Annotated in this window: 5 protein-coding genes; all 5 read left to right on the top strand. The window is 45.8% G+C overall.

The window, feature by feature from the left end:
* Positions 1-22: 22 nt before the first annotated feature.
* From siiA to siiE, 5 genes are read left to right on the top strand one after another with little or no spacing between them, the layout of a single operon-like run.
* On the top strand, positions 23-655 hold the full coding sequence (siiA, locus tag ACLJNW_RS14295) for an SPI-4 type I secretion system auxiliary protein SiiA (protein ID WP_000389231.1): 633 nt from the start codon (positions 23-25) through the stop codon (positions 653-655).
* The gene (locus ACLJNW_RS14300; protein ID WP_000875181.1) at positions 652-2,040 is read left to right on the top strand and encodes a MotA/TolQ/ExbB proton channel family protein; all 1,389 of its coding nucleotides are present in this window, start codon (positions 652-654) and stop codon (positions 2,038-2,040) included. Before siiA ends, ACLJNW_RS14300 begins: the two co-directional genes overlap by 4 nt.
* Positions 2,030-3,349, top strand: coding sequence for an SPI-4 type I secretion system protein SiiC (gene siiC / locus ACLJNW_RS14305; RefSeq protein WP_001541306.1), 1,320 nt, complete (start codon positions 2,030-2,032; stop codon positions 3,347-3,349). The genes ACLJNW_RS14300 and siiC overlap by 11 nt, the downstream gene beginning before the upstream one ends.
* Entirely contained in the window at positions 3,346-4,623 is a 1,278-nt protein-coding gene (gene siiD / locus ACLJNW_RS14310; protein ID WP_001081936.1) for an SPI-4 type I secretion system protein SiiD, read from the top strand. The genes siiC and siiD overlap by 4 nt, the downstream gene beginning before the upstream one ends.
* Before the next feature lie 16 nt (positions 4,624-4,639).
* Positions 4,640-21,319 (top strand): non-fimbrial adhesin SiiE, encoded by a 16,680-nt coding sequence (gene siiE / locus ACLJNW_RS14315; RefSeq protein ID WP_058663571.1) that lies wholly within the window; start codon positions 4,640-4,642, stop codon positions 21,317-21,319.
* The last annotated feature ends 29 nt before the right edge of the window (positions 21,320-21,348 follow it).

Consider the following 21,348-nt stretch of genomic DNA (forward strand, 5'->3'; position numbering starts at 1 on the left):
CAATGTAATATCAGGAGACAACATGGAAGACGAAAGTAATCCGTGGCCTAGTTTTGTTGATACATTCTCTACGGTATTGTGTATTTTTATATTTCTTATGTTGGTGTTTGCACTTAATAATATGATTATTATGTATGACAACTCAATTAAAGTTTATAAAGCAAATATAGAGAATAAGACTAAATCTACTGCTCAAAATAGCGGAGCCAATGACGATTCAAATCCTAATGAAATAGTTAATAAGGAAGTGAATACTCAAGATGTGTCGGACGGAATTACTACAATGTCAGGTAAAGAGGTTGGAGTATACGATATCGCCGATGGTCAGAAAACTGATATAACGTCTACAAAAAATGAGCTTGTTATTACGTATCATGGCAGGCTGAGAAGCTTTTCAGAAGAGGATACTCATAAAATAGAGGCTTGGTTAGAAGACAAAACTAATAGTAATTTATTGATAGAAATGGTTATTCCTCAGGCAGACATCTCTTTCTCTGACTCTTTACGACTGGGATATGAACGGGGAATTATTTTAATGAAAGAGATTAAGAAGATATATCCTGATGTAGTTATTGACATGAGTGTTAACTCCGCAGCATCAAGTACAACGAGTAAAGCTATTATCACGACTATTAATAAAAAGGTGTCAGAGTGAAATATATAAATCATTACCGCTATTTGTTTGTCTGTTTTTTCCTTGCCATACTCCCTTTTTTCGCTTTATCTTTTCCCGGTATAAGAGAGTATGTTTTTGATAACTTTATGGTTTCTGCAATTTACAATGGAGTCATTATTGCCATTTATATTACAGGTTCTTTGTGTGCATTATTCACTATTCTTAAAAATATTTCAGCAAAAGACATATTAATAGCTCAGGACGCCAGTAGAAAAAATAGCATTCTTTCTAACCTCAATCAGGTTTTGTTTGCCGGGGAACCCAAACAGTGTGATTTCAATTTGCTGATGGAATTAGATGACAATGTGTCTACCGCCCGTAATCAACGATTGTCATTTATTATGAGCTGTAGCAATGTGTCGACGCTTGTTGGCCTGTTGGGGACGTTTGCGGGTCTGTCTATTACGATTGGTTCAATCGGGAACTTATTGAGCTCGCCATCAGATGTTGGCGGTGATAATGCAAGTAATACACTCAATATGATCGTGACAATGGTAGCGTCGCTTTCTGAACCATTGAAAGGGATGAATACCGCATTTGTATCTTCTATCTATGGTGTTGTTTGCGCCATACTCCTGACCTCACAAAGTGTTTTTGTTCGCAGCTCCTATTCCCTTGTTTCTACGGAAATCAAAAAATTAAAAATCATAAGCAACAGATCCAATAATAAACAACGAAGCCTGCGGGTTGAATCAGAGACGCTTGTAGAATTTAAAGAGTTGTTTAAAGCGTTTTTTGATAACTATCTGTCAGTTGAAAATTTACGGACGCAGGATGAAGAAAAGAAACGAGAGATGCTATCAGATAGCTTTGTCACTTTGCAAAACCGACTATTGGATAACTCAGCAAAACTAGAGCAACTTTCTACGCTGATTGATGGTTATCTGGTAAGCAGTAACGAAAATCTCAAAAAATTATCTGACGGTGTAATAACAATTACCTCGCGTTTATCTGAAGGTAATATCCTGCTTGCGGATAATAATGCACGACTGGAGGCAATGAGTACAATACAAAATATTATAGATAAAAAGAATGATTCAATAATGACATCAGTTGATAAATGTTATCAGGAATCTCTTTCACATGGTAAGACCATAAACGATATTGCCGCTGGCAGTGCCGATATTTCTCATACTCTCGATGGGCTGAGAAAAGAAATGGATGAGGATATGAATAATGTTCATTTAGCGCTATCCGATCTATCGGCTACTGATAAAAAGATTATTGCCAATACTAAAGAGATTAGTGCTGAAATGGTTAGCTACCGTGATACCTATATGCCATTAATGGAAAAAATAACATCTATGCATCAGGAAATAGTAAAGCAACGTTTGTTAAACAAGGAGGAAAAAAATGAAGATTAAGATGTTTTTTCTGACGACTGCTTTTATTACACAAAGCACATACGCCAGCGAGCTTCCGGTCATTCCTCTAAGAGATTTAGTTAATGCCGCATTAACGCATCAGCCCTCTGTTGCTGTTTCATATTATGAGACTGAAAAGAAAAACAGTGACTTAGATCTTTCACGGGCAGCACTTTATCCTACCCTGGATCTAACATCTGGCCTTAATAATAACAGGAAAGAGTCATCAGGTACCGAGAGGAACGTTGAAAATAAGGTGTCTTTATCATACCGAATAACGGATTTTGGAGTGAGGGGGGCTAATATCAGGAAATCTGAATATGAAAGAGATAATAGTAAAACTGACTATGAAAAAACAAAGAATATAGTGTCTCAGGAGGTTGTGACAACCTATTACAACATCAGTAAATATCGTGAAATGATTGATGGCGTAAATCTGGAGAAAGAGTTTTATAAAAAGATGCTGGAAACTTTTTCGTTGCTGGTATCTTCCGGTGTAGCGATGCAATCTGATATGCGTAAAGTACAAGTATCTATCGATGCATTAAATACCAGAAGCATTATGTATCAGTCGATGTTGGATGATGAAATGTATAAAATGCAGAATATGACTGGTCTGAATTTATCGCCAGTTCAGATTCAAAGCGATGAAAAATTCAACCTCTTCAAAAAATATATCTTTGTCGAAAGCCCTGAAAAACTTATGGACATGGTGATGAAATACAACGATGACTATAAGATGCTTGTCAATACCCGAAAAGCCGCGACCGAAGATATTAATGCCGCAAAATCATCCTATTTTCCGACTGTAGATCTTGTTTCCAGCTATGTACAGAATAACCCGAGCGGTAGTGCCAAAAAAAGTGATTATGAAGATGAATTTAAAACGGGTATCAATGTCAGTTTCAACATTTTTAATGGGTTCAGAAATTCAGCCCAGGAAAGAAAAATGGTGGCAAGTTACTCGCAGGCTAAGCTGCAAATTGACGATTTTTTGATTAAAACGCGTTATAACATTGATTCACAACTTTCAAGATACGCCGCTGCAAAAGAGACTTACTCAGTGGCGGAACGTTCACATACAAACGCGTTACAGCTTACTGAATTATATGAGCAGGAGTTTCAGTTAGGGCAAAAAAGTTTGCTTGATTTAATTTCAAGCCGTAATGAAGCATTTCAGGCATATGTAAGCATGATCGACAGCAAATATAGCCTGTATATTTTAAAGCTACAGCAACTCTCATTGATTTTTCATTTAATGGATTATTTAAAAGGAAATACTGAAAGTGAGTTAAATGTAATGAAATGAATAGAAGACAAAGCGATCATCTCATGATGATAATTATTTCTTTGACGATCTTAATTATTATCCTTACCTACTTTATAGAAATTAATTCAGTGGTTCATGGTCAGGGCGTTATCACTACTAAAGATAATGCTCAGTTAATATCTCTTTCTAAAGGAGGGACGATACAAGATATTTATGTAGCCGAGGGTGATACTGTAAAAAAAGGAGAACTCCTTGCAAAGGTCGTTAACCTTGATCTGCAAAAAGAATATCAAAGGTATAGAACTCAAAAAGGGTATCTGGATAAAGATGTTAACGAAATATCTTTCATTCTTGATAAAGAAAATGAGAGTGGGTTGATTACCCTGGATGGCACCCGTTCTTTAAGCAATAAAGAGGTAAAAGCGAATATTGAATTAGTGCATAGTCAGATAAGAGCTAAAGAGTTAAAAAAAACCTCTCTTGATTCTGAGATTAGCGGATTACAAGAGAAGCTGAGTTCGAAAGAAAAAGAACTCGCATTGCTTGCCGAAGAAATAAATATTCTTTCCCCACTGGTAAAAAAAGGAATTAGCCCATATACCAATTTTCTTAACAAGAAACAGACGTATATAAAAGTTAAGTCTGAAATTAATGATATTGAAAGTAGCATCACTTTAAAAAAAGATGATATTGAGTTGGTTGTTAATGATATTGAGGCGCTTAATAATGAATTGCGACTATCTTTATCTAAAATAATATCTAAAAATCTTCAGGAACTTGAGGTTGTTAACTCTACATTAAAAGTAATAGAGAAGCAGATAAATGAGGAGGATATCTATTCACCGGTTGACGGTGTAATTTATAAAATCAATAAAAGTGCCACTACTCATGGTGGTGTGATTCAGGCGGCGGACTTACTTTTTGAAATAAAACCAAAAGTAAGGACTATGCTGGCCGATGTGAAAATATTACCCAAATACCGTGACCAAATATATGTAGATGAAGCCGTTAAACTGGATGTGCAGTCAATTATCCAACCAAAGATAAAATCGTATAATGCGACTATCGATAATATTAGCCCTGATTCCTATGAGGAAAATACCGGAGGAACAATTCAGCGTTATTATAAAGTAATTATTGCATTCGATGTTAATGAAGATGATTTACGGTGGTTAAAACCAGGTATGACTGTTGACGCCAGTGTAATTACCGGAAAACACAGCATTATGGAATACCTGTTATCTCCCTTGATGAAAGGCGTGGACAAAGCCTTTTCAGAACCAGTTAATACTAAACGATTAGATACACCTTGAGAGTGAATATAATATTATGGGAAATAAAAGCATACAAAAGTTTTTTGCCGATCAAAATTCTGTAATTGATTTATCTTCTTTGGGTAATGCCAAAGGCGCAAAAGTTTCTCTTTCCGGGCCAGACATGAACATTACCACGCCGCGTGGTTCAGTGATCATTGTCAATGGCGCTCTTTATTCAAGTATCAAAGGCAATAACCTCGCTGTTAAATTTAAAGATAAGACTATTACCGGCGCTAAAATTCTGGGCAGCGTAGATTTAAAAGATATTCAACTGGAGAGAATTGACAGCTCATTGGTTGATTCTGCTCAGGTAGAAAAGAAAGGTAATGGCAAACGACGAAATAAGAAGGAAGAAGAGGAATTAAAAAAGCAGCTTGACGATGCTGAAAACGCAAAGAAAGAAGCTGATAAGGCGAAGGAAGAAGCAGAGAAAGCTAAGGAGGCAGCAGAAAAAGCGCTCAATGAAGCGTTTGAAGTACAGAACTCGTCAAAGCAAATTGAAGAAATGCTGCAGAACTTTTTGGCTGACAATGTAGCAAAAGACAATTTGGCTCAGCAAAGCGATGCTTCCCAGCAAAATACACAGGCTAAAGCAACGCAGGCTTCTAAACAGAACGATGCTGAAAAAGTTCTTCCTCAGCCTATTAATAAAAATACCAGTACTGGCAAAAGTAATAGCAGTAAAAATGAGGAAAATAAGCTCGATGCTGAGTCTGTTAAAGAGCCGCTTAAAGTCACATTAGCGCTTGCGGCCGAAAGTAACAGCGGTAGCAAAGATGATAGTATAACTAATTTTACCAAACCTCAGTTTGTAGGTAGCACTGCTCCCAATGCCACGGTCATTATTAAAATTAATGGTATTGCTGTCGGTCAGGCTGTAGCGGATAGTTTGGGTAACTTCACCTTCACTGCGCCTGAAACATTGACTGATGGAACATATAATCTGGAGGCAGAGGCCAAGACTGCTGATGGGAGCGGTAGCGCCAAACTTGTCATTACTATCGATTCCGTTACCGATAAGCCAACATTTGAGCTTTCGCCTGAAAGTAGTGTGTCCGGTCATAAGGGCTTAACGCCGACCTTGACGCCTTCAATTGTTGGTACGGCGGAAGAGAATGCTAAGGTTGACATTTATGTAGATAATAAACTGGTTGCCAGCGTTGATGTCGATAAAGATGGAAACTGGAGTTATGAATTTAAGGATAATGAATTATCTGAGGGCGAAAATAGTATAAAAGTCGTTGCTGTAGATAAAGCAGGTAATAAAAACGAAACGACGGATAGTATCATAACCGACACCATTCCTCCGGAAAAGCCGACGATTGAGCTGGATGATAGTAGTGATTCCGGCATTAAAAATGACAACATTACAAATAGCACCCTGCCAACATTTATTGGTGTGGCGGAACCCGGTTCTACAGTCTCTATTTATCTTGGACTTAAACATCTTGGTGAGGTCATTGTTGCTAAAGATGGGACATGGAGCTATACGCTTACTACGCCGCTCAAGGATGGCGAATACAATATAACAGCAACAGCTACTGATATTGCCGGGCATACCTCAGCGACGGCAAATCTGCCTTTTACTATTGATACACGTATCAGCTATTTCAGCGCTGAGATTGAAACGACGAATGATAGCGGTATTGTCGGAGATAACGTTACTAACAATACTCGCCCAACCTTTACAGGTAAAACTGAGCCAAATGCTATTATCAGTGTCATAAATAGTGAGACTGGCGAAGAGGTTATTTTTAAAGCGAATGACAAGGGCGAATGGACGTTCAATTTCACTTCCGACTCAGTGGAAGGGATTAACAATCTTACGTTCACTGTTGAAGATGTCGCTGGCAACAAAAAGGATTTTTCCTTTAGTTACGTTATTGATACTATTGCCCCTGTACCTCCGACGGTTTCTTTGGAGGATTATGTTGTTTTGCCGAATGGTATAATTTTATCAGGGAATGATTTACCGGCTTTAGTCGGTACGGCAGAGCCAAAGTCTACCATCTTATTGATGCGAGATGGTAAATTATATGACAGCATTGAGGTTGACTCAAACGGGACCTGGAATTATCAGTTTAGTAATAAATTTCTTCAGGGCGCCTATGATATTGAAATCATTTCTCAGGATGCCGCCGGCAATAAATCCTCTACTGTTAAATATTCTTTTACTATTCAAACTGAAGTTGTACCTCCAAAAGCGGAACTCGATGCCAGTGATGATTCCGGTGCAAAAGGCGACTGGATTACCAATAAACATAATGCTCTGACATTACTGGGAACAGCGGATAGGTTTGCTACCGTAAATATCCTTATTGATGGTAAAACGATAGGCGTGACGACTGCGGATGCAGACGGTAACTGGAATTTTGATATTTCCCGAAATCTGTCTGACAATGTTTATAAGATTACGGTTGAATCCATCGATCCTTTAGGAAGAACGTCATCTGTAGATTATCAGCTTACCATTGATAGCTTTACGCCGATCCCTACTGTTATGTTGCATGATAGCGCTGACTCTGGCGTTAAAGGCGATATGATTACTAAAATTAATACGCCGTTGTTTACCGGGATGGCTGAAGCTAATGCTAAGGTTTCCATCTATGTTGACGGTGTGTTAAGTGGTGAGGCTATTGCTGGCGATGATGGTGTATGGAATTTTCAATTTACCACAGCGTTATCTGATGGCTCGCATGACGTAACGGTAAAGGTAGAAGATATTGCCGGTAATACTGCCTCCTCATCAGCGTATAATTTCCAAATCGTAACGCAAACGCAAAAACCAACAATAGAGTTGGTCAACGATACGGGGGTTGATAATACAGACCATATTATTAATGAAAAGAATCCTGCACTGACAGGAACCGCTGCACCCTATTCAACGGTTAAACTCTATATTGATGGTGCACTGATCGCTGAGGTCAGAACAAATAAAGATGGCAGATGGGAGTATACCCTGAAAGCCGATCAAGGTTTGGTTGATGGCGATCATAGAATAACCGCTTCAGTTGAAGATATCGCTGGCAACATTGCTCATTCGGATCCTTTCTTAATTAGCGTCGATACTGCTATTTCAATACCGATAGTTTCATTGAGCCCGGATTCAGATTCGGGAATTTCAGATGATAATTTAACGAATATCGTTAAACCTACCTTGCACCTAAAAGATATTGATCCGGACATTATCAGTGTTCAGGTATGGGATGCCGCGTCTGATACGCAGATCGGTGTTGCCACGCAACAACCTGATGGTTCATGGGCCTATACCTTTACTTCAGATTTAACGGAAGGCTTGCATCAGGTTTATGTCAAGGTTGAGGACATTGCGGGTAATAAAGCGAACAGCGCGGTATTCGATTTTACTATCGATACCACAGTATCAACGCCGGTGATTTCCCTGCTTTCTAAGGATGATACGGGGGTTACAGGCGATAACCTGACCAATATCAATAAGCCAGGTTTTGCTATTTCCGGTGTTGATGCTGATGCGCATCGGGTCGTCGTACAGGTGATGCACAATGGCGTGAGCGAAGAGATCGAACTTTCCCACCTCAATGGTAGTTGGTTATTTATACCAGGGAATACGTGGGCGGATGGCAGCTACACGTTAACGGTGAAAGTAGAAGATAAGGCAGGAAATACCAACTACTCAGCGCCGCTGACGGTCGTTATCGATACCCAAATCGCTATTGATGGGGTGGAACTGGTCAACGATAGCGGCGTGAAAGGCGATAATATGACCAACGACGACCGTCCCCACTTTCGTGTGACGGTACCTACGGATGTCAATGAAGTCCGTCTGAGCATTGACGGTGGTAATTCGTGGGTTCAGGCAACTCCGGGCGTGGCAGGAAGCTGGGAGTATATCTGGCCGACAGACCTGGCAGATGGTCAATACACGCTAACGGTGGAAGCGACTGATAAAGCAGGCAATACAGTGACGAAGACCATCGATTTCGCGGTGGATACCACGCTGTCAGTGCCGGTCATCGTACTGGATAGCGCGGACGACACCGGCATCCAGGGCGATAACATGACGAATAGCACCCAGCCGACATTTGCCCTGCAGCATATTGATGATGATGCCGTTCGCGTTACGGTCAGCGTGGAGCATGGCGGCGTCACCACCACATTTGACGCCACGAAAGGCACAGGCGGATGGAGCTTTACGCCGACAGGGGCGTGGGCGGATGGTGATTATACCCTGAGTGTGTCAGTCGAAGATAAAGCGGGGAACACCAGCCATTCTGCATCGTTGACGGTGACGGTGGACACGCAAATCGCCATTAATAACATTGAACTGGTCAATGACAGCGGTATTCCCAACGATAATCTGACTAATAACGTGCGTCCGCACTTCCAGGTGACGGTACCGACGGATGTCAACGTGGTGCGCCTGAGCATTGACGGCGGCAAGACGTGGTTCAACGCTACCCAGAGCGCGACGCCGGGCGCCTGGGATTATATCTGGCCGGATGATGTGGCCGACGGAGGCTATACCCTGACGGTAGAGGCGACCGACAAGGCGGGAAACAAGACGACGCAGGAACTTGATTTCACCATCGATACCACTCTGTCTGTGCCGACCCTCTCGCTGGACAGCGCAGATGACAGCGGCATCGCGGGCGATAATATCACCAATGTTAAAACGCCGGGCTTTACCCTCAACAATATTGATACCGATGTCAGCCGGGTGATAGTGGAGGTAATGCACAATGGCATTAAACAGGAGGTGCCACTGGTTCAGACCGGCGGACAGTGGCGCTTTGCGCCGACCAGCGACTGGGCGGACGGCGACTATATCCTGACGGTGAAGGTAGAAGATAGGGCCGGAAATGTGAAGCAGTCCGCGCCGTTGACGGTGACAGTAGACACGCATATCGCCATTGACCGTATTGAACTGGTTAACGACAGCGGTATCCCCGGCGATAATCTGACCAATGAAGCGCGCCCGCACTTTCAGGTGACAGTACCGGCGGATGTTAACGGTGTAAGACTGAGTATTGATGGCGGCAAAACGTGGTTTGACGCCACGCAGAGCGCGACGTCGGGCGTCTGGGATTACACCTGGCTGACGAATGTGGCTAACGGCCCTCACACCCTGATGGTGGAAGCGTCCGACAAGGCGGGAAACAAAACGACGCAGAAACTGGACTTCACCATCGATACCATTCTGTCAGAACCGACGATTACCCTGGACAGCGCGGATGATAGCGCCGCTGGCGATAACATCACCAACGTTAAGATGCCAGGCTTTACCCTCGGTAATATCGACGCCGACGTGACCAAAGTGGTGGTGACGGTGGCGCATGATGGTAAGAACCAACAGATAGAGTTGATTAAGAACGGCGGTGTGTGGCGCTTTACGCCGGGCGCAGCCTGGACCGATGGCGACTATACGCTGACGGTAAAGGTAGAAGATAAGGCGGGTAATACAAATTATTCTGCGCCGCTGACGGTGACTATCGATACGCAAACGTCTATTGATCGCATTGAGCTTCTTAATGACACGGGTATTGTCGGGGATAACCTGACCAATGAAGCACGTCCACAGTTTCATATTACGGTACCGACGGACGTGAACTCTGTGCAACTGAGTCTTGATGGCGGCATCAACTGGGTTAACGCAACGCTGACGTCTGACGGCGTTTGGGAGTATATATGGCCGACAGATCTGGTCGAAAATACGTATACCCTGACAGTGAAAGCAACCGATGTTGCAGGCAACACGGCGACGGAAACGCTCAATTTTATCATTGATACCACATTGTCGACACCGACCATCACGCTGGATAGCGCAGATGATAGCGGCACCGCCAACGATAATAAGACTAACGTTAAAACGCCGGGTTTTATTATCGGCGGTATTGATTCTGACGTGACTCAGGTCGTCGTGCAGGTGATGCGCGATGGTCACAGCGAGGAGGTGGAGCTGACGCAGACTAACGGGCAGTGGCGTTTTGTACCCGGCAGCGCGTGGACTGATGGCGACTATACGCTGACGGTAACGGTGAAAGATGAGGCGGGTAATATTCGCCACTCAGCGCCGTTGACGGTCACCATCGATACGCAAATCGCCATTGACCATATTGAACTGGTCAATGACAGCGGTATTCCCGACGATAATCTGACCAATGAAGCGCGCCCGCACTTCCAGGTGACGGTACCGACGGATGTCAACGTGGTGCGCCTGAGCATTGACGGCGGCAAGACGTGGTTCAACGCTACCCAGAGCGCGACGCCGGGCGTCTGGGATTATACCTGGCTGGCTGATGTGGGAGAGGGTAAGCATACCCTGACAGTGGAGGCGACCGACAAGGCGGGAAACAAAACGACGCAGCAACTGGACTTCATCATCGATACCATGCTGTCAGAACCGACTATCGTGCTGGACAACACGGACGACAGCGGAACAAAAGGCGATAACCTGACCAACGTAAATAAGCCGACGTTTTTACTGGGCAATATTGACGCAGACGCGCGGTATGTCACGGTTGAGGTGCAGCATGGCGGCACGAAAGAGGTGCTGACGGCCACCAAAGACGCGACCGGCAACTGGAGCGTGACACCGACCGGTACATGGGCAGATGGCGACTATACGCTGACAGTGAGGGTGGAAGATGAGGCGGGGAACGAAAAACACTCAGCGTCGCTGACGGTCACTGTTGATACCCAAATCACCATTGATGCTATTGAACTGGTTAATGATAACGGTATTCCCGGCGACAATATGACTAACGACGCCCATCCGCAGTTCCGCGTGACGGTACCGGGGGACGTTAACGAAGTTAGTCTGAGCATTGACGGTGGCGTGACCTGGGTTAAGGCGACACAGAGCGCGACGCCGGGCGTCTGGAATTATACCTGGCCGGGCACCGTGCCGGATGGCGACTATACGCTGAATGTGAAAGCGACTGACAATGCGGGTAATACCGTGACGGAGACACTCCACTTCACTATTGATACCACGCTGTCAGTGCCGGTCATCGTACTGAATAGCGCGGACGATACCGGTGTCCAGGGCGATAACATGACGAATAGCTCCCAGCCGACATTTGCCCTGCAGCATATTGATGATGATGCCGTTCGCGTTACGGTCAGTGTGGAGCATGGCGGCGTCACCACCACATTTGACGCCACGAAAGGCGTAGGCGGATGGAGCTTTACGCCGACAGGGGCGTGGGCGGATGGTGATTATACCCTGAGTGTGTCAGTCGAAGATAAAGCGGGGAACACCAGCCATTCTGCATCGTTGACGGTGACGGTGGACACGCAAATCGCCATTAATAACATTGAACTGGTCAATGACAGCGGTATTCCCGACGATAATCTGACTAATAACGTGCGTCCGCACTTCCAGGTGAAGGTACCGACGGATGTTAACGAGGTACGCCTGAGCATTGACGGCGGCAAGACGTGGTTCAACGCTACCCAGAGCGCGACGCCGGGCGTCTGGGATTATACCTGGCTGGCTGATGTGGGAGAGGGGAAGCATACCCTGACAGTGGAGGCGACCGACAAGGCGGGAAACCAGACGACGCAGAAACTGGACTTCATCATCGATACCATGCTGTCAGAACCGACTATCGTGCTGGACAGCACGGACGACAGCGGAACAAAAGGCGATAACCTGACCAACGCGAATAAGCCGACGTTTATACTGGGCAATATTGACGCAGACGCGCGGTATGTCACGGTTGAGGTGCAGTATGGCGGCACGAAAGAAGTGCTGACGGCCACCAAAGGCGCGACCGGCATCTGGAGCGTGACACCGACCGGCACATGGGCAGATGGCGACTATATGCTGACGGTGAGGGTGGAGGATGATGCGGGGAACGTAAAATACTCAGCGCCGCTGACGGTCACGGTTGATACCCAAATCACCATTGATGTTATTGAACTGGTTAATGATAACGGTATTCCCGGCGACAACCTGACCAATGACGTTCGTCCACACTTCCGCGTCACGGTGCCAGGGGATGTCAACGAGGTACGTCTGAGTATCGACGGCGGTAATACGTGGGTTCGTGCAACACAGGGCACGGCAGGGATCTGGGATTACACCTGGCCGAAAGATGTGACCGACGGGCTACATACCCTGACGGTAGAAGCGACCGATAAGGCGGGAAATAAGACGACGCAGACGCTCGATTTTACCATTGATACCCGGCTGTCAACGCCTACCATCACTATGGATAGCAGGGACGATACAGGTGCCATTGGCGATCATATTACGAGCGTCAAAAGACCGGGCTTTACCATTGGCAATATTGACTCCGATGCGCAATCGGTCATTTTGCGGATCACACAGGGCGGCAATAGCCAGGAAGTGACACTAACCCAGGTTGGAGGACAGTGGCGCTTTACGCCAGATGCTGACTGGGCGGACGGTAGCTATACACTGACGGTAGAGGTAACGGATAACGCAGGAAACGTTCGTCAGTCCACGCCGCTGATAGTGACGGTAGATACGCAAACCAGCATTACTGATATTACATTGGTCAATGATCATGGCGTGCCTGATGACAATCTAACTAACAGCACCCGTCCGCAGTTTGAGATCACGGTGCCGGCGGATGTGAATTCTGTGCAACTGAGCATTGATGGGGGCGCAAACTGGGTGAGCGCGGCGCAGGGTATTGAAGGCGTCTGGGGCTATACCTGGCCAACGGATATGGGCGATGGAAAACACACCCTAACCGTCATGGTCACCGACAGAGCGGGCAATACGGCGACGCAAACGCTTGAATTTTTCATCGACACCCGGTTGTCGACGCCGACCATTGCGCTGGATAGCACGGATGATACCGGTACGCCTGGCGATGATATGACCAATCGCACCCGACCGACCTTTATTCTGCAGAATATCGATTCGGATGTTATCAACGTTACAGTCAGCGTCACGCATAATGGAACGACAACCTCGTTTACCGCGACACAGGGGGCTGGAGGCTGGAGCTTTACACCGCCAGCGCCGTGGGGCGACGGTGATTATACGCTGACGGTGACAGTGGAGGATCGGGCGGGAAATACGCGTCCGTCTACGCCGCTGACGGTGACAGTGGATACGCAAATAGCCATTGATCATATTGAATTAGTCAACGATAGCGGCGTCCCTGGCGATAATGTGACAAAACATGTGCGTCCGCAGTTCCAGATCTCGGTACCGGATGATGTGGAAAAGGTTCTTCTGAGTATTGACGGCGGCACGACCTGGGTTACCGCAATCAAGAGTTCGACGGCTGGCATTTGGGATTACACCTGGCCGACGGATATGCCAGAGGGACAGCATACCCTGACCGTGGAAGTGACTGACGGTGCGGGTAATAAGATGACGGAGACGCTCAATTTCACTATCGACATCACGTTGATGACGCCAACCATTGAGCTGGCGCCCGATCAGGATACCGGACAGAATAAGAACGATAATCTGACCAGCGTCACTCAGCCAGTATTTGTGTTGGGGAGTATCGATAAAGATGTTCGACACGTGGAATTGAGTATTGAGCATAACGGCACGTTTAAAACGGTGGTACTCACCGAATCAGCCGACGGCTGGCGCTATCGACCGGATTCTGCTTTGGCGGACGGTAGCTACACATTCACCGTGACGGTAACAGATGTGGCAGGCAACCAGCAAACATCCGCGCCTTTAAAGGTGACGATAGACGGTACGTTGACTACGCCGGTGATTGAACTGGCAGCTGGCGAAGATAGCGGTACTGTTGGCGATCGCCTCACCAATCACGATCGGCCTGTGTTCGACATACATCAGGTTGATTCTGACGTTACGCGCGTGATGGTCAAAGTAACTTACAACGGTAAAACGCACGAGGAAGCGGCGGTATTCACCAATGGTCAATGGCGCTTTACGCCTTCTGCGAGCTGGGCTGATGGCTCATATCAGTTAGCCGTTGTGGTGGAAGATCTGGCGGGGAATGTAAAAGAGTCTGCGCCGTTTGAGGTGCGTATTGATACCACGACAACCATTAACAATATCGTATTGCTTAATGATACCGGCGTGCAGAATGATCAATTAACGAATGTTGCCAAACCGTCATTCAGAATTGACGTTCCCGGTGATGTCGTCCAGGTACGCGTAACCCTGGATGGTGGCGCTAACTGGAATGTGATACGCAAAAATGCCGACGGACAGTGGATTTTTGACAGCCCGAATACTCTGGTTGACGGCACATATACCCTTCGCGTAGAGGCCACGGATGAGGCAGGTAATATTGCGAATAAAGATTTAGTATTTAATATCGATACTAATATACAGGTTCCTACTATTGCTTTAGACGCAGGACAAGATACCGGAGCGAATACCGCCGATAATATTACTAATATTTCACGACCCACCTTTACGATTGGTAATGTTGACCCCGATGTTATCAAAGTCGTGGTGACGATTGATGGTCATGACTATAACGCGACTAAGGTTGGGGCTGGTTGGCAATTTACACCAGGCAATGCCATTCCGGATGGTTCTTATAATATTACCGTTACGGTTGAAGATAAGGCCGGAAATACCGCGACATCGAAACCATTACCTGTTGTGATAGATACGACGGCTGAAATTGAAAGCGTCACGTTGGTTACAGATAGCGGTGATAGCGATGTAGATAACATTACCAAAGTCGACAAGCCGCAGTTTAGTATTGTTACCGCTGATGATATTACCCATGTGCGCGTTAAAATCGATAACGCCGCTAATTGGATTGAACTCACAAAAGGAGGGGATGGCCGCTGGATATTTAATGTCGGTTCGGCATTACCTGATGGGCAACACACTCTCTTGGTTGATGTGACTGATATCGCCGGCAACGTTGCGCAAGAAACGCTGCAGTTTACGATTGATACGACTCTGCGAGAGCCGACAATTGTACTCGATCCCACCCATGATACTGGTGATGATACTAATGATAATCTTACCAGGATTAACAAACCGGTGTTTATTATCGGTAATGTCGATAATGATGTATCACACATTGTGGTTCATATTGATGGTCGGGATTACACCATTGAAAACACAGGGGGGAATTTAACCTTTACGCCGGATCAACCGCTGTCTGACGGTCAGCATACGATCTCTGTTACCGTAACGGATATTGCTGGTAATACCAAAACATCGGCCGAACTGAAGATTGAAATCGACACGCAGGTTCAGATTGACAGTGTTACGTTAACAACAGATAGCGGCGTCAACGATCACGATAATGTCACCAATGCTACCCGTCCCTCTTTTGAAATTGCAACGCCTGATGATGTGACATCGGTGCTGGTTTCTTTCGATGGCGTAAACTGGACGCCCATCAGTAAAAATGCGGCCGGGCAGTGGGAATTTACTGCAGGTAGCGCATTGCCTGATGGTCATTATACTCTCCATGTCCAGGCGACGGATCGGGCAGGGAATACGGCAAATTCCACACTGGGCTTCACCGTGGATACGCAGATTGACGGCCTGAGCGTCGTGATGCTGGACGACGCCGGAAAGGATTCTACGGATGGTATTACGAATATTACCTCTCCACGTTTTGAAATTTCAGCCAGAGAACCGCTGCAGAGCGTGACGGTAATTTTAAACGGGAAATCCAGCACACTGACTCAGGGGGCAGATAATAAATGGCTGTTTACCCCTGATACACCGTTAGTGGATGGAACTTACAAAATAGAAATAGTGGCTGAAGATATCGCAGGTAATAAAATTAGCAAAGAGGTATCATTCACAATAGACACTATTGTTTCTGATCCCAGTATTGATTTGCTGGATGCGGATGATACTGGCGAAAGCGCTGTTGATAATATTACGAGTGTCACTAAACCACGTTTCGTTATTGGCAATGTACCCGCCGATATTGATACTGTTGTAATCAGAATTAACGGCGTTTCTTATCCGGTTACGGCAAATGGCAATAACCTCTGGGAATTCCAGGTTCCCGTTGCGTTAAACGATGGCGTATATGAAGCCGTTGTTGTCTTCAGAGATATTGCCGGAAATACTTCTGAAACTAAGCTGCCCTTTACCATTGATACCACGACAAGCGTCAGTGTCAGAATGGAGCCAGCGTCTGATACCGGAAATTCCAATAGCGATAACCTTACGAATAAGCAAAATCCCAAATTCGAAGGTACTGCAGAGCCCAATGCGAAACTGGTGATTACCATTGTTGACGATAAGTCAGGTCGGGAGGTTTTAAAACAAACGATTACGGTTGGCGCTGATGGCAACTGGAGTGTGACGCCGAATATACTGCCGGATGGCATGTATACCATCAACGTCGTCGCAACAGATGTCGCGGGAAATACTGCGCAAACGCAGGAAAGATTCACTATCGATACGGTTACGATCGATCCCACCATTCGCCTTTCGGATCCATCTATTGATGATCAGCATGAAGCAACCAGCCTGCGTCCTGAGTTCAAAGGGTTTGCCGAAGCGTTCTCGACGATTATGATTCAGTGGGATGGGAAAGTGGTCGGCTCCGCAAACGCCAATGCGAATGGCGAATGGAGTTGGACGCCGCCATCAGTATTAGCGCCAGGCTCCTATGTTGTGAGCATTGTTGCCAAAGATAAAGCGGGTAATGAATCGTCGCAGGTCGACTTTCCTGTAGTAATACCTGTTATTGATGTCACGCCTCCAACCATAAAGCTCAGCGAGGAGAGCGATAGTGGTGCCTTAGGAGACTTTACGACGAATAATAAAACGCCGACCCTGATTGGGAGCACGTTACCTAATACGATTGTGAGTATTTATGTGGATGGCGTGAAGGTCGGCGAGGCGACAGCGGATACAGCGGGTCGATATACTTTCCAGTTATCGGAAATGAAAGATGGCCATTATGTCGTCCAGGTGGGTATCGTCAACCCTCGCGATAATAGCGAACTGCGTTCTACCGCCGTTGATCTCACTATCGATACCGAGGTTGCTGAACTGGTATGGAATATATCTGGAATGCATGAGGGCGGATATATCAACACGGTGACGCCGGAGATTGGCGGCACCAGTGAGCCAAACAGCAAAATCACTATCTTTGTGAATGGCGTTGAAAAAGCGATTGCTTATACGACAGGCGCAGGACACTGGGGCGTAGTATTACCCGCTTTGGGTAATGACGGTAATTATGAATTAACGTTTAAAGTTGAAGACGTTGCCGGCAATATCAGAGAGTTTGGTCCGCAGAATGTGATACTGGATACGGTAATTTCGCCGTTAACCGTGGTATTACGCGAAGCTGATGACAGTGGCAAAGTTGGCGACTGGATCACCAATAAATCTCATGTCACCATCGATGGTACTGCCGAAGCCGGAAGTACTTTAACCATCAGGAATCCGCAGGGAGTGGTTATTGCTACCCTGGTGGTAGGCAATGATGGTCGATGGAGCGCAGAATTAGATCTGCGTGAAGGTAGTAATGCCTTTGTCGTGGTATCGGAAGATAAAGCGGGCAACAGCCAACAAAAAGAGATTCTGATAGAACATGATACGCAGATTGAAATCAGCGATATTTCATTAAGTCGGGATACTAATAGCGGTGATAAATATGATCTGATTACCAATAATAAGTCTCCGGTACTGGTTGCCATGACCGATCCCGGCGCGACGGTACAGGTTTATATTAATGGTGTGTTACAAGGCACAGTAGAGGCGAGTTCGTCAGGTAATATTAGCTATACCATGCCGGCAAATAGCGCCGACGGCGAGTATCAGGTGCAATTTGTTGCTACGGATACTGCTGGTAACCGGGTTGAGTCTGCGATTACAACCGTGACAATCGATTCTCAAATTGCTGTCTTTGACATTGATGAAGATTCATTACCGGCCCTCTCTAATAACCGGGCGTTGTCAGTCTCAGGTGTCGGGGAGGCTGGTTCTCAGGTCAGCATCTTTGTCGATGGTAAATTAGTCAACGTTGTTATGGTTGAGGCTGATGGCACATGGCGCGCGCCGATACTGCTGCAAGATGATGGTACGTTTAATATTCATTTCAGCATTACTGACGTTGCTGGCAACACTGAAGTGAGCAAGGATTATAGCGTGGATGTCGATTCATCAACCGACTTCCCAACGCTCAACCTTGAAGATGCGAGCAACTCTGGTTCACTTGACGATCTGATTACTAGTCACAACAAGCCTGTGTTAGTTGGCACCGCAGAAGCGGGAGCCACAATCCATATTTATGTGGATGAAAAGATCGTGGCAAATGTTCTTGTGCTTGAAGATGGAACCTGGTCCTATCAGTTTGATAATGCGTTAAAAGATGGTGAATATTCTATCCGAGTGGTTGCCGAAGACCCGGCAGGTAATACAGCAGAATCGCCTCGCTTACTCGTCACGATAGATACCAGTACGTTTATCGATAATCCTGTTATGATGGCAGGTTCTGATAACGGTATTTTCAGTAATGATAGTATAACGAGTCAAACCCGGCCTGCGTTTAGTATTTATGGAGAAATGAACCAGAGTGTTCAGATTTTCATTGATGGGGTGTTAGTCGATACGATCACGGTGACCGACAGAAATCAAGTTTATCGACCTGAGTCACCGTTGGGCGATGGTTCCCATAGCATTTATTATGTTATCACCGATAAAGCAGGCAACACGGCTACCTCGAAAACGCTAAACTTTACTATCGATACCTTAAATACGACGCCTGTCGCTATTGATTCTATCGGCGGACAAACGTTAGCAGAGATGACCGGTAGTGATGGCAAAATATATATAACGGACACGACACGTAACTTATTGTTTAGTGGCAGTGCCGAGCCCAATAGCAAAATAGAAATCATCATTAATGGCTTAAATGTGGGGGAAGTTTGGGTTAATGAAAAAGGCCACTGGCAGATGCCGGTGAACCCGCTTTATTTCACAGAAGGCCAACTGGATATCACTGTTAAATCTACGGACCGTGCTGGTAACGTAAATCAGGAAAAGTATTCCATTTGGGTCGATACGCATATCCAGGTATTTACCAGCGAGCTTGATGACAATAAATCATCATCGAAAACGGACTGGTGGAGTAATAGCTCCACTATTACCATGAGAGGTATGGGGGAAATTGGCGCTACGGTATCATTAATCGTGGCAGGGGTCACGTTGGCAACCGCTGTCGTTGCGGCTAATGGGCAGTGGGAATTATCGACCGATCAGCTTCCGGAAGGTAAATACGATATCACGTTGAGTATTGAGGATAACGCAGGCAACCGTAAGGAAGAGGTACATGAAATATTTATTGATCGAACGCCGCCAAACGCTCCGGTCGTAACGTATTCAGATATTGTCAACGATCTAATTATTATGCAGGGAACGGCGGAAGCCAAATCTCAGCTAATAATAACCGATAGTAATGGGAATACTTATACGTTAACCGTTCCTGATAATGGTAAATGGAGTATGGCGATCCCGTATCCATCGGAAGGGAAGTTTACCATTACGAGTGTGGATGCGATTGGTAACCGGAGTGATGATGTCTCTCTCGATATCATGAAAGAGGTTCCCGTTATTTCATTATCTCCAGACTCAGACAGTGGTACGGTGGGCGATAATATTACGCGAGATAAGCAACCTACCTTTATTATCGGGAATCTGGAAAGCGATGTTGTGGTCGTTCAGGTCGATATCAATGGGACCGTATATAATGCTGAAAAAAATGCCGATGGCGTTTGGTTCTTTACGCCAGGTACACCGTTAGCTGATGGTTCCTATACGATATCGGTAATCGCAAGCGATGCCGCGGGTAATCAGAAAAACTCGTTACCCATTACCGTTACGATCGACAGTACGCTGACGGTGCCGGAGATTGCGTTGGCAGCAGGTGAAGACAATGGCGTTTCAGACAGCGATAACGTGACGAATCACACCCAGCCTAAGTTCACGCTGCAGCATATTGATGCTGATGTGACCGGGGTGACCGTAAACGTGACGCATAACGGCGTGACAGACACCTATCAGGCGACGCAAGGCGCGGATGGCTGGACCTTCACGCCGCCAGCCGCCTGGAATGATGGTACCTACACGCTGAGCGTGACGGTGGTGGATCGCGCGGGGAATTCACAGCAATCTGCTTCGCTAGCGGTGACGGTTGACTCAACGGTGACGGTAACAGCGGATAGCCAGCATGACGATGCGAGCGATGACGCCACGCCAACAGCGGTTACTCCACTGGAGTCTGAAACAGTGAATGCCGAAAGCGATACGCATCTTCGTACAGTGCCGTCTGCGGCGGAAGAAAGCGTGGTGAAGGAGACGGCCTATAGTATTACATTGTTAAACGCTGACTCTGGGGATGAAATAGATCGTTCAATTAGTCAGACACCTTCTTTTGAAATATCAGTACCTGAGAATATTGTTAATGTCAGTGTTATGTTTGAAGGAGAAGAGTTTACTCTGCCGATAACTAACCAGAAAGCAATATTCGAAGTTCCGCTATCTTTGGAAGATGGTGAATATACTATGGACGTGAAATTCATTGATAAAGACAATGATTTCCTGATTAAGGAGAAAACATTCTCAGTCGATCACTCCTCGGCGGATATTGTGAACGCAATGAATGCAAGAGGAAAGGCCGAGGATGATATTAATGATTCCCCTTCCACGAGTTCTGTAGGGCACAACAATAACGGCGCTATTGATGTTTTCGCCGTTAATGAAGTTACGCTACCTGTAGATAATCAAGAAGAACACGCATAATAACGGAGGCCCCTCACCTTTGGGTGAGG

Origin of the sequence: Salmonella sp. SAL4457 (assembly GCF_046548235.1) — a bacterium.
GTDB classification, from domain to species: Bacteria; Pseudomonadota; Gammaproteobacteria; order Enterobacterales; family Enterobacteriaceae; genus Salmonella; species Salmonella enterica.

Excerpts from the sequence above, each read along its gene's own strand:
- siiA (WP_000389231.1), top strand. The coding sequence starts at position 23 with ATGGAAGACGAAAGTAATCCGTGGCCTAGTTTTGTTGATACATTCTCT.
- siiC (WP_001541306.1), top strand. The coding sequence starts at position 2,030 with ATGAAGATTAAGATGTTTTTTCTGACGACTGCTTTTATTACACAAAGC.
- siiD (WP_001081936.1), top strand. The coding sequence starts at position 3,346 with ATGAATAGAAGACAAAGCGATCATCTCATGATGATAATTATTTCTTTG.
- siiE (WP_058663571.1), top strand. The coding sequence starts at position 4,640 with ATGGGAAATAAAAGCATACAAAAGTTTTTTGCCGATCAAAATTCTGTA.